At 46.6% G+C, this 13,173-nt stretch carries 12 protein-coding genes; 6 read left to right on the top strand and 6 right to left on the bottom strand.

Features of this window, described 5'->3' with window-relative positions:
- Positions 1 to 36 precede the first annotated feature (36 nt).
- The 4 genes from prmC to dnaJ all read left to right on the top strand — a co-directional run bounded on the left by prmC (position 37) and on the right by dnaJ (position 4,230).
- The gene (gene prmC / locus QZ209_RS08930) at positions 37 to 984 is read left to right on the top strand and encodes a peptide chain release factor N(5)-glutamine methyltransferase (protein ID WP_294347084.1); all 948 of its coding nucleotides are present in this window, start codon (positions 37 to 39) and stop codon (positions 982 to 984) included.
- A 224-nt stretch (positions 985 to 1,208) separates the two neighbouring features.
- Positions 1,209 to 2,270 carry a heat-inducible transcriptional repressor HrcA gene (hrcA, locus tag QZ209_RS08925; protein ID WP_294347242.1) on the top strand — a complete coding sequence of 354 codons (1,062 nt, stop codon included), beginning with the start codon at positions 1,209 to 1,211 and terminating at the stop codon, positions 2,268 to 2,270.
- Positions 2,271 to 2,383: 113 nt separating this feature from the next.
- Positions 2,384 to 2,968, top strand: coding sequence for a nucleotide exchange factor GrpE (locus QZ209_RS08920; RefSeq protein ID WP_294347082.1), 585 nt, complete (start codon positions 2,384 to 2,386; stop codon positions 2,966 to 2,968).
- A 59-nt stretch (positions 2,969 to 3,027) separates the two neighbouring features.
- Positions 3,028 to 4,230 (top strand): molecular chaperone DnaJ, encoded by a 1,203-nt coding sequence (gene dnaJ, locus QZ209_RS08915; RefSeq protein WP_294347080.1) that lies wholly within the window; start codon positions 3,028 to 3,030, stop codon positions 4,228 to 4,230.
- A gap of 223 nt (positions 4,231 to 4,453) precedes the next feature.
- Here dnaJ and QZ209_RS08910 read toward each other — a convergent pair whose 3' ends face one another.
- The 6 genes from QZ209_RS08910 to QZ209_RS08885 form a co-directional block, all read right to left on the bottom strand.
- Positions 4,454 to 5,101: a flavodoxin domain-containing protein gene (locus QZ209_RS08910; RefSeq protein ID WP_294347079.1), complete on the bottom strand. Its 648-nt coding sequence runs from the start codon at positions 5,099 to 5,101 to the stop codon at positions 4,454 to 4,456.
- 215 nt (positions 5,102 to 5,316) lie between these two features.
- Positions 5,317 to 6,321 carry a type I glyceraldehyde-3-phosphate dehydrogenase gene (gene gap, locus QZ209_RS08905; protein WP_294347077.1) on the bottom strand — a complete coding sequence of 335 codons (1,005 nt, stop codon included), beginning with the start codon at positions 6,319 to 6,321 and terminating at the stop codon, positions 5,317 to 5,319.
- Positions 6,322 to 6,403: 82 nt separating this feature from the next.
- On the bottom strand, positions 6,404 to 7,843 hold the full coding sequence (gene mpl, locus QZ209_RS08900; RefSeq protein WP_294347075.1) for a UDP-N-acetylmuramate:L-alanyl-gamma-D-glutamyl-meso-diaminopimelate ligase: 1,440 nt from the start codon (positions 7,841 to 7,843) through the stop codon (positions 6,404 to 6,406).
- Positions 7,840 to 9,156, bottom strand: coding sequence for an MFS transporter (locus QZ209_RS08895; protein WP_294347073.1), 1,317 nt, complete (start codon positions 9,154 to 9,156; stop codon positions 7,840 to 7,842). Before QZ209_RS08895 ends, mpl begins: the two co-directional genes overlap by 4 nt.
- 141 nt (positions 9,157 to 9,297) lie before the next feature.
- Positions 9,298 to 9,984 carry an ABC transporter ATP-binding protein gene (locus QZ209_RS08890; RefSeq protein WP_294347072.1) on the bottom strand — a complete coding sequence of 229 codons (687 nt, stop codon included), beginning with the start codon at positions 9,982 to 9,984 and terminating at the stop codon, positions 9,298 to 9,300.
- A gap of 93 nt (positions 9,985 to 10,077) precedes the next feature.
- On the bottom strand, positions 10,078 to 11,331 hold the full coding sequence (locus QZ209_RS08885; protein ID WP_294347069.1) for a glutamate-5-semialdehyde dehydrogenase: 1,254 nt from the start codon (positions 11,329 to 11,331) through the stop codon (positions 10,078 to 10,080).
- A gap of 618 nt (positions 11,332 to 11,949) precedes the next feature.
- On the opposite strand from QZ209_RS08885, the gene QZ209_RS08880 reads away from it, so the two are divergent.
- Both QZ209_RS08880 and QZ209_RS08875 read left to right on the top strand, forming a co-directional pair.
- Positions 11,950 to 12,804: a hypothetical protein gene (locus tag QZ209_RS08880; RefSeq protein ID WP_294347066.1), complete on the top strand. Its 855-nt coding sequence runs from the start codon at positions 11,950 to 11,952 to the stop codon at positions 12,802 to 12,804.
- Positions 12,805 to 12,834: 30 nt separating this feature from the next.
- Positions 12,835 to 13,173: rhodanese-like domain-containing protein (locus QZ209_RS08875; protein ID WP_294347065.1), on the top strand; the 339-nt coding region annotated here is incomplete at its 3' end.

Raw genomic sequence — 13,173 nt, 5'->3', positions numbered from 1 at the left:
TATCATCAAGGAAAAAATGATCGGGAAAAAATAATTATGCGGGACAATGGCCGGCAATGGGAGATAATGGATCTGCTCAAGGCAGCTGAAAAACATTTTAAAGAGAAGGAAATAGAGGCACCGCGTTTACATGCAGAGATTCTTCTTGCCTATGTAATGCAGGCAACCAGGATAGAGCTTTATTTGAAACACGATCGCCCTGTTTCCCGTAGTGAGCTCGAGAAATTTCGTTCTCTTTGCAGGGAACGTCTGAATGGGAAGCCTTTACAGTACATTACGGGGGAGCAGATATTTTACGGCCATTCGTTTCTGGTCGATGAGCGAGTCTTGATTCCAAGGCCCGAGACCGAACTTGTTCTGGAACATACTCTCGACAGAGCTGTTGTCAGTGATATACCGGAAGGACAGAAGCTCACAATTCTTGATATCGGTACAGGTAGTGGGTGCCTTGCGATTATGCTTGCTCTCAAACTGCCGGACGCAATAATAACCGCTGTTGATTTTTCTGCAAAAGCGCTCGAGGTTGCGGAACATAATGCAGGCGAACATGGGGTGGCTGACAGGATTCGTTTTCTGCAAACCGATGTGTTGTGTTCAGGATTTATCGATGAAGTGGCCGGGGCATACGATGTGGTGCTCTCCAACCCACCATATATTCCGGAACAGGAATGGGAAGAACTGGCCCCGGAGGTTAAAAACCATGAGCCGAAAATGGCGCTCGTGACACCGGACGGCTTTGAGTTCTATCGTGCAATTTCGAGAAGCGCTTCGGCTTTGCTCAAGCCGGGAGGAATGCTTTGTTTTGAACTGCATGCCGAGGGTGCCGAAAAAGTCCGCGAAATTGTCGATACTCATGGTTTCAGGAATGTAGAGGTGCATAAGGACTATTCAGGTTGGGACAGGGTACTTTCAGGGGTATCGGCGGCGGTTGGTGAGGTGGTTCCTCGGGAGGGTGCCCGAGCTCGGACCTGTAGGGGTTCGTGACATGAAATTAATAGGTGTCCGGTGTTGTTTAAAAAGTCGAAATTTATTTTTCTGGTTATACCGTATCAGATTGTTTTTTCCTAAATTGAGCGTTTTATAATAATTGGGCTGAGTGGATAGATTTCAATAAGAGGGGTCGAAAAAGGACACCGTTTTGTTTTTTTTTGATAATTTAGCTCGATTTTTGCGTTTAGTCATTAAAATGCTGTTTCAATGTATTGATGATGATGTCCCATGATCTGTCGGAACGTGAGCGCCAGGTGCTGTCCATTATTATTCAGGCTTATGTCATTAATGCAGCTCCGGTTGGTTCACGATATATAGCGAAGAACTATAATCTCGGGCTTTCTGATGCGACCATAAGAAACGTTATGGCCGATCTCGAAGACGAGGGGTATATCAGTCAGCCTCATACCTCTGCGGGCAGGGTTCCTACCGACAAGGGGTATCGCTATTATGTGGATCTTATCATGAGGGTTCGGCGCATCGAAGAAGAGGAGAAAAAACGGATCGACCATAACTTCATGCAGTTGAATTATGATCCTAAAGATTCGGCAGAGGTTCTTAATGCGGCTGCAACAGTTTTAGGGAGCATCTCCCAGCAGTTGAGCGTTGTCATCTCTCCGAGGTTGTCGAATGCCTTGTTTGAACGCCTGGACATGATCCTGTTGAGTTCTTCGAGAATAATGGTTGTTTTGTCTATACAGTCGCTTTTTGTCAGAACTATTGTCATGGAGCTGAATCTCGAGGTGTCACGCCAACAGATAGATACGGTTATCGAGTTGCTCAACCAGAGGCTTTCCGGGCTTACTCTGTCGGAAATTCGCAACTCGATCAGCCGACGCCTGGCCGATTGTGACAAGGATAAAGCCTTGCTGAATATGATCGTCAGATCGGCGGATAACCTTTTCGATGATTCTCCTATACTGGAAAGGCTTTACATTGCAGGTACGGAATATATTGTCAATCAACCGGAATTCGATCAACCCCAGAAAGTGCGCGATCTTGTCTGTATGATTGAAGATAAAAGCCGCATGGCGGAACTTCTTTCCGAGAGAGATGAGGAACTTGTTCCGAATAACACCTCGGGACTCGATGTGAGTATCTCGATAGGTAGGGAAAACACGGCCTCTACTGCGGAAGATTTCACTGTCGTCACAACTCCTTACTATGTTGGTAATACCATAGGGAAACTCGGGGTCCTCGGTCCAAAAAGAATGGATTACGAACGTGTCGTCAGGCTTGTCAATTATATGGCTGATCGACTATCGCATTCTTTATCCTGAAATAACGGCAGCCCGATAATGAATGACAGAAAGGATACGTGAAACAGGCGGGTTGGGCTACAGTTGCTCGGATGCAGTTTGGAAGAAAATTAATCAAAGTTAAGTATACACATATGACAAAAAAAGCAGCAAAGCATAAAGCTGAACATAACGAAACGGTCAAGCATGAAGAAACGGTGGTGACGAAAGAGGCTGTCGGGCAGTCTGAAGAGCTTGCCATAAAGATCAAGGAGCTTGAAGAGGCACTGAACGCATCAAACCGGCAAGCTGAGAAACTCAAAGACGAACTCATGCGGAAAGCCGCAGATTTTGAGAATTTTCGTCGTCAGAAAGAACGTGAGACTCAAATGGCAGGTTCTAGAGCTCTGGAAAAAACCATAAAAGAACTGCTTCCCGTGATCGATGATGTCAACCGTATTGTCGATCATGCTCCTGAAATTCTTGAAAAGACCGAAGAAGCTCGCCCATACGTCGATGGGATCGAGCTGCTTCAGAAAAACCTTTTTAAATGGCTTTCGGATAAAGATGTCAGTAAAATCGAGGCTGTTGGAAAGAAATTGGACGTCAATTTTCATGAGGCCATTACGCAGGTCGATAATCCTGGTGCTGAACCCGATACCATTATTGAAGAGTTCCTGGCCGGTTATGTTTTAGGAGACAGGGTGCTTCGGCATGCGAAGGTTATCGTGGCGAAGTGACAATCAGGAAGAGGTTTTTTTTGATAACAGTTATATCTACAAGGAATAGTTGAGGAAAGATGAAGAGAGATTACTATGAAGTTCTCGGTGTATCCCGGTCGGCTTCAAAAGATGAAATAAAAAAATCATATCGCAAACTCGCCATGAAATACCACCCGGACAAAAATCCGGGAAATACCGATGCAGAAGAGCACTTTAAAGAGGTAAACGAGGCATATGAGATTCTGAGCAACGATGACAAACGCCGTCGTTATGATCAGTTTGGGCATGCCGGTGTTGGCTCGTCCGCTTCTTCTCAGGGCGGTGCTTATGGAGCTGGAGCTGGTGATTTCGGTGATATTTTCAGTGCTTTCAACGACATGTTCGGTGGCGGTGCTCGATCGGGCGGCGGTTCCCCGTTTGGCGGTTTCGAGGATGTTTTCGGCGGTGGCTTCAGCGGAGGTGGCCGAAGGTCGAGATCTTCGGCAGGTATACGTGGCAGTGATCTGAAAATCCGTTTGAAGCTTACCTTGGAAGAGATCGCCAAGGGTGTTGAAAAAACGCTGAAAATCAAAAAGCAGGTACCGTGTGAAGTCTGTAACGGCACGGGTTCAAAAACGGGAGAACTCGAGACCTGTTCGACATGTCAGGGTACGGGTGAAGTTCGGCAAGCGTCAAAAACGATGTTCGGACAGTTTGTCAACATAACAGCGTGCCCAACCTGCGGTGGTGAAGGGAAGGTGGTCAAAGATCGTTGTACTTCATGTCATGGAGAGGGGATCAAACAGGGAGAAACAACGGTAAAGGTGAACATTCCCGCTGGAGTTGAAGACGGTAATTACCTTACGCTTAGAGGACAGGGGAACGCAGGTCCGAGAGGTGGAGTCAATGGTGATCTGATCGTGGTCATTGAAGAAGCTGCGCATAAATTGTTCGTTCGAAGAGGAGACGATGTCATCTACAATCTTCCTGTCAGTTACCCGGATATGGTTCTCGGAACGAAAGTCGAGGTTCCTACGCTCGAAGGCCGTGTCAAGCTTACAGTGCCTCCTGGAACGCAGCCAAATACCATGTTGAGGATTAGCGGAAAAGGTATCGGACATCTGAAATCCCCCGGCAGAGGAGACCATCTTGTAAGGGTCAATGTTTTTATACCAAGGGATCTTTCACATCGCGACAAGGAGCTTCTCAAGGAGATGAAGAAATCGAATCACCTGGTGCCGGATGAAAAAACGGACCATGAAAAAAGTTTTTTTGAAAAAGCCCGTGACATCTTCGGTTGAGTAATAAAAAAGAGGCTGTGTCAAAAGGAGGCAGCCTCTCGTTTTTTGAGCAGACGTTCGTTACACGTTCTGCTGCTTCTCATCCCCGGGTTCGACTCACTTTGAACTTCACATCCCACTGTAAAATCCGAACATCTCTTTCACGGTACGGCAGATTCGTCAACGGGATCCAAGCGGCTTAGAACCATAGGCAACAGAGGTTGTTTGCAGGAGCCTTTTTCTCTTACGTTCCTCCCATTTCATCTTTGGCGGTAAAAAGCAGTTCCGATGTGATTTGATGCTGCCCTGTTTCTTCGGCATACTCTTCGGCCATCCGTTTGAACTTTTCCTGAAGGAATGATGGTATGTTGCTGATGGTTTCTAGAGCCTCTTCGGTCCAGATGACGCTGGATTTGCGTATCGAAACAGTCCTGTTATACGTTTCAACTATTGCATCGACGTATGAATCAATAGCCTTGTCATCCGATAAGTCCTGAGGAGAAAAAACTCTTTCAGCAAGAATTTTGTTACGAAGCAAGTGAATTTTTATCTGAGGCAGGTAGAGCATGTACGCCATGGGTTCGGGACTGCCGCACGTGACAAAAACAGCTACTTTTTTTCGCTTGAGGTACTTTTTCAGATTACTTTGAATCAGTGCTCCGATCAATTCGGATGATACTGCTAAATAGTAGACCGGAGCTCCCATGATAACTACATCGAAGTCGAGAATAAAACTGTAATCGGCGTTCGCTTTACATTTTCCTTTTTCCACATACGCTCCTGTTTCTGCAAGGCTTTTGCCGAGGTTGTCGACAAACCGGTCGGTCGACCCGCCTTCAGAGCGTGTGTCATAAAGGATAATCGCTTTCATTTGCTGGGAAGAATGAGACATGATTTCAATGTCAAAGGTTGCGCGGCTACGTGACTGGAACACTTCACTATGTAATGACTTAGTATAACATATTAGAGGTTAAATCTCAACAATGGAGAATCTGTTGAATCGTTGATTTTATTGCATCGTTGGGCAGATGTTGCAAAGCGGATGACAAAAAAAGAGGGAGGCTGTCAGCCTCCCTCTTTTTTATGTTTTCGATATTGTCGGTTCAATCAAACGAAATGTGCGTAGATCTCGAGAAGATCGACCACTCTTGTTGAATAGCCGAGTTCATTATCATACCACCCGACAACTTTCACCATGTTTCCTGTGGCCATGGTCAGCAGTGAATCAAAAATGCAGGAGTGCATGTTGCCTACGATATCGGCAGATACGACAGGGTCGGTGCAGAACTGGAGAAAGCCTCTCATGTTACCTTCTGCAGCTTTTTGCATGGCTGCGTTAACCTCCTCTTTTGTCGTTGTTTTTTTGACAATGACTGTCAGATCGGTTACAGAACCGTCTGGAACAGGTACGCGCATTGCCATACCGTCGAGTTTGCCTGACAGTTCGGGGATAACAAGACCGATGGCTTTCGCTGCTCCGGTACTTGTTGGTATGATAGAGGTCATTGCCGTACGTGCACGGCGCAGGTCTTTGTGAGGAAGATCGAGAATTCGCTGGTCATTGGTGAACGCGTGTACAGTGGTCATGAACCCTTTTTCGATGCCGAAGTTGTCCTCGAGAACCTTTACCATAGGAGCAAGGCAGTTTGTCGTGCAGCTTGCGTTCGACACTATTTCCTCGTTGCCTGTAATGGTATCGTCATTGACCCCAAGCACGATCGTTGCGTCAACATCGTTTTTGGCAGGAGCTGAAATAATGACTTTTTTCGCTCCGGCAGCGATATGTTTTGCAGCACCTTCCCTTTTAGTGAAGATGCCTGTCGATTCGACAACCAGGTCGACACCGAGTTCTTTCCAGGGAAGTTCTGCAGGATCTTTTTCCGAGCAAATGGCGATTTTTTTGCCATTGACGATCAGTGCGTTCTCTTCAACCTGGATATCGGCATCAAGTATGCCATGAGTTGAATCGTATTTCAGTAAATGTGCGAGGGTATTTGCGTCACACAGATCATTTATTGCAACTATTTCAACTTTTTCATTTGCCATTGCCTGACGGAATACCAAGCGTCCTATACGTCCGAATCCGTTTATGCCTACTTTTACTTTTGCCATGATAACGTTCTCAGGTTTGATTTGTTCAGAAAAATTTCCTGCGCAGGAAAATAAGATAACTATAGGTAAATATTCATCTTTTTTAAAGAAAACTTTCGGTTAAAAGTTTTTTCAGGCCACTGAAACTGCCGTTGCTCAACAGGATAATGACATCATTTTCCCTGACATTGTTGTGGATAAATTGCACGATATCGTCGGGATATCCATCATTGTTCATGCCGGAGGCAAATGCGTTCTTTCCGGATTCAATGATTGTCGAACAGAGTGCCGCCGTATCGAGTCGTTCATTTTCGGCATACCGTTCCGGGCGATGAACCTTGCCGATAATGATGATATCGGCATCGTTGAAGCTGGTTTCAAGGTCTTTCTGGAATATGTTTCTTGTACTTGTATTCGAACGGGGTTCAAAACAGGCTATTATACGCCTGTCCGGATACCGTTGGCGCAATGCGGCAAGAGTAGCCCGGATGGCAGTGGGGTGGTGTGCAAAGTCATCGATGACGGTGATGTTGCCGTCGAATTCCCCGATAATTTCCATTCTTCTTTTCGGCCTTCTGAAAGAATGCATTCCTTCTGTAATTACCGGGAAAGCGATACCGGCATGAGATGCTGCCGCTATCGAGGCGACTGCGTTAAGTACATTATGGTTGCCGTGTTGGTCCATGAGGACAGCTCCGAGTTCTTCGCCTTTATGTGTCAGTTGAAAAGAAAGTCCTGTTTCATGGGCTTCGAGGCCGGAAACGGACCATTCAAAATCATTGGAAAAACCGAATTGCTCAACAGGGCAGTATGCTCCAAGGCTTATTTCTGAGGCGATTTCATCATGACCGTTGATTATCAATACCCCGTTTGATGGTATAAGTGAAATGAACTGCCGGAATGATTGTACGATATCGTCGAGAGAACCGAATATATCGGCATGGTCGAACTCTATGTTGTTGATTACCGCAATATCCGGGCGATAGTGAAGGAACTTGCTTCGTTTATCGAAATATGCGGTGTCGTACTCGTCGCCTTCCGTGATGAAGTAACCGTTTTCGTTATGAAAAGAGGGTCTGCAACCCGCGTCGAAGTTTTCGGCGATGCCACCGATCAGAAATCCAGGCTTCAGGCCTGCATACTCGAAAATCCAGGCTATAAGTGATGTTGTTGTTGTTTTGCCATGCGTTCCGGTTATAACCACGGACTTGTTCTTTCCGATAAGTTCCCGGCTGATTATCTCGGGCATGGAGACAATGCTCATGTGCTCATCGAGTGCAAACTCGAGTTCCGGGTTGCCCCGGCTTATCGCGTTGCCGACGACGATGACATCAGGTGCGTCACTGCGCAGGTGTTGGGGATCGAAACCCTTATGGCATGGAATTCGGTGTATGGCCAGATAATCGCACATCGGGGGGTAGAAAGCGGTATCGGAGCCAGAAATCGAGTATCCCGCTTGAGAAAGAGCCACAGCCACGGAGGCCATGGCGGTGCCGGCGATGCCGATAAAGTAGATCGAAGAGCCGGGTTTCATGGTGCTCATGCGCTTTCTGGGCTTGTTTCTCGCTTGTGAGGTGCTTTTATTCGTACATAAATACTGAATAACATAAGCAGGGCATTTATTGATCCGACGATGACGAACGGGGCATGCGGGCTCATGCTGTCAAACAGGTTTCCTCCTGCCTTGGCGATGATGAGAATGCCGATGGCTCCGCTTATGTTGAACGTACCCAGGATCGAGCCCCGCTTTCCCGAAGGGGCTTCCTGACCGATAAGGGACTGGGCTCCGAGAAAGACACTGATCTGACCGATTCCCATAAAGATGAATACGGCATAACCTATCGAATCAAAAGGAGTTTCGAGCAGAAGCACGGAAAGGTTTCCCAGCATGGCAAGAAACATGCAGACAGCCAGTGCAGAAACTCTGTTGATGCGGTCGATGAAGGGGCCGGCAAGAGGAGCCCATATGAGGGCCGCGACCTGGGTGATAATGAATATGAGGGTGCCTTTCCAGAAAGCATCGTCGTAAGACATGCCCATGGCAATGCCAGCGTTCATACCCCACAAGCTGATAAACGTCCCGTTGATGGACTGGTCACCCCTTGCGATAAATGCTGCCGAGTAGGAAAGCAGGATTCTCGGATTGCGTGCCGCTGTCAGACCGGTAGTAAAGAGTTCTCGTAATCGAGGCCTTTTTTTCTCCTTGAAGGGGACTCCTTTCTGGAGCCCTCCGGCACAGACAATTGCTGCGCTGGTTGCGATGATGGCGACACCGGCATGAGTTGCTATGCCTGCCTCGATGTCGCTCAGTCCTTGTTTGACGAGGATTGCAGGGAGCGAACCGAAGAACTGGTTGGTGATGACGATACCCAGTCCGTTGAGCAGTCCTATCAGAGCAACCATTTTTCCCCTCGAGCGCTCTGCCGGGTAATCGACAAGTACTGTTGACAGTGCACCTGTTACGGCTACCATACCGAACGCATAGATGATGCGGTAGAGAAAAAGGTCCGTAACCGAACCGGCAAACGGGTAGAGCACATAGGTAAGGCCGATGAGCAGAAATCCTGCAACGTACATCGGCCGGCGCCCGATACGGTCCATGAAAATACCTGCGGGGATGAAGAGAAGCAGAGCGATCAGTTCTGTCCAAACGACGAGATTGCCGCTTATCGTCCCCTGCTCTTTTTCGGGAATGCCAAGGTGGACATTGAGAATATATGTCTGTCCGATAGACAGAAAAGTAATCATCCCGATAGAGAAAAAGGCGGCATAGAAAAATGTCCATGCATGGTGGGGCTGTATCGATGGAGCCAGTTCAATCGGGCCTATTTTGTGAGATTTATTTTCTGTATGCATGAAGTGCTTTGGGGCTGAAGTGTTCGAGCCTGAAGAACCAAACTAACAATATACGTAACCGAGTGATAAAAAATGCTGTATTGTTCTTTCGTTGACTGTCTGAAAAACTTTGATGGTTGGAGAAATCAAAGGCTCGACATATTAATGATGGTGTAGTGTGCCATCCTCCATGCGTAAACACCGGTCGGCTGTAAGGGCATAGTCTTCGTTGTGGGTAACGATGATGAATGCGGTTCGGTGTTCTTTGCCGATGCTTGCCATGAGATCGTACAGTATGGAACTGTTTTTGCTGTCGAGATTGCCACTTGGTTCATCTGCCAGGATCATCATCGGTGAGTTCATCATGGCACGAGCAATCGCTACCCGCTGCTGTTCCCCGCCTGAAAGTTCGGCTGGAAGGTGATTCAGGCGGTTGGTGAGACCGAGCTTTGCAAGCAGTTTAGATGCTTTTTCCTTCGCAGGATTGAGTTTTCCCGTTGCTATGAACTCTGCCATGGCAACGTTTTCAACAGCGGAAAAATCGGAGAGTAGATGATGAAATTGAAAAACGAAACCGATTTTTCTGTTTCTGAAACCAGCGAGAGCTTTCTGTGAAAGCGTGTAGCGTTTTTCACGGAAGACGGTTTCCCCCTTGAAAATGATTTCACCGCTGTCGGGAGTATCGAGAGTGCCGAGAATGTTGAGCAATGTGGTTTTTCCGCTTCCTGAAGCACCGACAACGGTTACCATTTCCCCTTCGTTTACTTTCAGATCGATACCTCGGAGAATCTCTATACTTTTCTGTCCGGGAAGAGCGTATGATTTGTAAATGTTTCTGGCTTCAAGCATCTGAAAAAACTGTTGGTCGGTTTGTTCGCTGATGTGCAGAACCACAATGATTTATAATTCGTTGATTCAATGGTCCGCACATCAATGAAGATATCATGGTCTTATCTGTCCTTCTCCTTCGATCACCCATTTGTAGCTTGTCAGTTCCTGTAGTGCCATTGGACCTCGTGCATGGAGTTTCTGGGTGCTTATTCCTATCTCGGCGCCGAGGCCGAACTGTGCTCCATCGGTGAAAGCGGTCGATGTATTGGCATACACTACAGCAGCATCGACTCGTTTGATAAATTTCTCTTTCACCGCGGGATCAGATGCGATGACCGCTTCGCTATGCATCGAGCTGTAGCGATTGATATGGTCCACTGCTTCGTCGAAGTCGTCAACTGTTTTTACAGACATTTTCAAAGAGAGGAATTCAGTGCCGAAATGAGTCGCTTCCGCTTTTTGCAGCAGTTCGGACGGGTAGCGTCCCAGTAATGCGGGATAGGCGTCTGCATCGGCGAATATGATGACCTTTTTCTCGGCAAGTGGCTCTGTAATGAAGGCTAGATCGTCAAGCCGTTCCCGGTGAATGATGAAGGTATCCAGGGCGTTACAGACGCTTGGTCTTCTGGTTTTCGCATTGAAAACGATCTCTTTTGCCTTCTGAGGGTCGCCGCTTTTATCGAAGTAAGTATGTACGATACCTGCTCCGGTTTCAATGACCGGAACTGTCGATTTTTTTCGTGCAAAATCGATGAGTTTTTGGCTCCCTCTTGGAATGATCACGTCAATGTAGCCGACAGCGTTAAGCATGATTTCCGCTGCTTCACGCTCGGCAGGAAGAAGGTAAAGTGTGTTTGTGTCGATACCATGTTTGTCAAGAACATCATGAATAAGCTCGACAATCGCAATGTTCGAATACATTGCATCGCTGCCGCCTTTTAAAACAGTTGCATTACCTGACTTCAGGCAAAGTGAAAATACATCGAGCGTCACATTCGGTCTCGATTCATAAATTATGCCTATGACGCCGAGGGGAACGGTTGTTTTTTTCAGCTGAAGCCCATTTGGTAACGTTCTCTTTTCAAGGATTCTGCCTATAGGAGTAGGCAGGCTCGCAACGTTGCGGATATCGTTTGCAATCGCTTCAAGGCGAGACGGGTTCAGTAAAAGCCTGTCATATTTTGGATCGTCAGGGTTCATCCTGTCGAGGTCTTTTTTATTTGCCTCGAGGATTGTTTGATTTCTGCTGGGTATTCTGTCAGCAAGATCGTCAAGAATGGTGTTTATGGTATCGTCCGGGAGGGTACAGAGTTTTCTGCTTGCTTGGCGAACCTTTTGCAGGTTGTTGTCAATTGCGTTTTGCATACTTCAGAGTGTGAAATTCATGATACGTTCCGGTATTGACACGCTCTTTTTGTATCATGTTCAAAAGAAGTTTTCGAATGTTCCTGTTCGTGTCAGTCGGCTTTCCCGAATGTAACAAAAAAACCAGGCATTCAGGTCTCTTTCTCCGTATTCTCGATGATACCGTGTCTTATTCGTGAATATACGTATCGTGCAGCATCACTGCCGTTATTATTATGTTGTTTATGGTTAATCAAAAGTTCATATAAGTGTTGTTCCTGGAAACTATCTGGGGATCTTCACGCTCGTTTGGTTTTTGTTCCATTCCTCGGCCCATTGAGTGGTCTGTGGCTGATGATCAGGTTTCGTTGCCAGCTATTTCTCTTTTTTAATTATAGTTAACTTCCATATATTATGGGGCTTGCGTATCGGTACGTCAGGCTTTCTCCCATGCCCCTTTTTTCTTGCAATAATGCCGGTGTGGCTGGTGTTCAACTGTTGTTGGTATCGCAGTGTCTTTTGGGTATGCTTCGTATTTTTTCCCGGTTTTTCTGTATTGTACTCGTTACTTGTTCTGAATCAAAAAGGTAAAGAATCGTTGTTGGGGTGTTTTTGGTTTAAATAGAAAAAAAACTGTGTATGGTCGATACTGTTATCGGTAATATTGGCGTGACGGCGCCGTATTATGCGCTGGAAAATTTAAAGGTTTCAAGTGATGGGGCAACCGCGGAATTTGTCGCTGAACAACCGATGGACAACGAGGTTGGTGGAATTTCGGCAGCGGAAGTCGGAAGGCATTTGGCTGTCTTGGGGGCGTGTGCGCTTGCATGGTCAAATCCGAATAAGGAAAAACATTATTATGTCGCTTCAAGAGCGGTTTTGAAAAATGTCGCTAAAGGGGGGGAAGTCAGCAAAGGCGCTTTTAGCGGTAGAGCGAAGATATTGTTCATGGATAAGAGGAGCGGTACCATATTCGCCACATTGACGACCGATCAAGATGAGCCGTTATATGAGCTGGAGACGCATTATCATATTATGAATGTTCCGCTGTTTGCTAAGCTGTTTCATATAAAAAAGCAGGAATTCGAGTGTAATCCTTCGAACAACCCTTACAAAAAACAGATTCCCCTCAATGATGTCCACTACTTGGATAATGCGATAAGTGCGAGGCTTGGTCCACTGAAACCGGAAGAATGTAATGGGCATTTTTGTTCGTTTCCTTGTATTCCGGTCGCAATTTTGATGCACTCGCTCAGTAGAACCGCAGGAAAACTGCTGTCTAAAATTGTTGGTGAATCGGGCATACGATACACTGTTGTAGCGGCAGAAGTACAGGCATATAATTTCGCTTTTGCAGGAGAAGCGGTGACTATGAAAGTGGCATATTCCGGATTGGAGGGTGGTGAGTATGTTTTTGCCTGTAAAGCAGAGAACAAGGATGGAAAGCTTTTCGGTTCGATGTTGTTGAGGCTATCTTGTTCGAAAACGCTGTAGTTTTTCTTGTTTGTAACTCTATACAATGTCATGGATAAACAAATACGGCATTACAGCGACAAGCTTGCTTTCGAGACGGATTCCTGGGACCTCAAGACAGCGATGGATGCTGGAGAAAACATCATCGTCATCGATGCACGATCACCAGAGTCCTATCGACAGGAACATATCCCGAAGGCCATCAATCTTCCTCATCGAAAGATGAGCGAAGAGACAACGAAGCAGCTGGATAAAACGGCGCTGTTCATTGTTTACTGTGACGGTTTTGGTTGTAATGCTTCTACAAAGGGGGCTCTGCAGATGGCAAGGCTCGGATTCAGAGTGAAAGAGCTGATCGGAGGTCTGGACTGGTGGAAGCGCGATGGATAT

Source organism: Prosthecochloris sp., assembly GCA_015482705.2.
Taxonomy (GTDB): domain Bacteria; phylum Bacteroidota; class Chlorobiia; order Chlorobiales; family Chlorobiaceae; genus Prosthecochloris.
The sequence above is the reverse complement of the archived record's forward strand: the minus strand, read 5'-3'. Positions and strand labels throughout refer to the sequence as shown.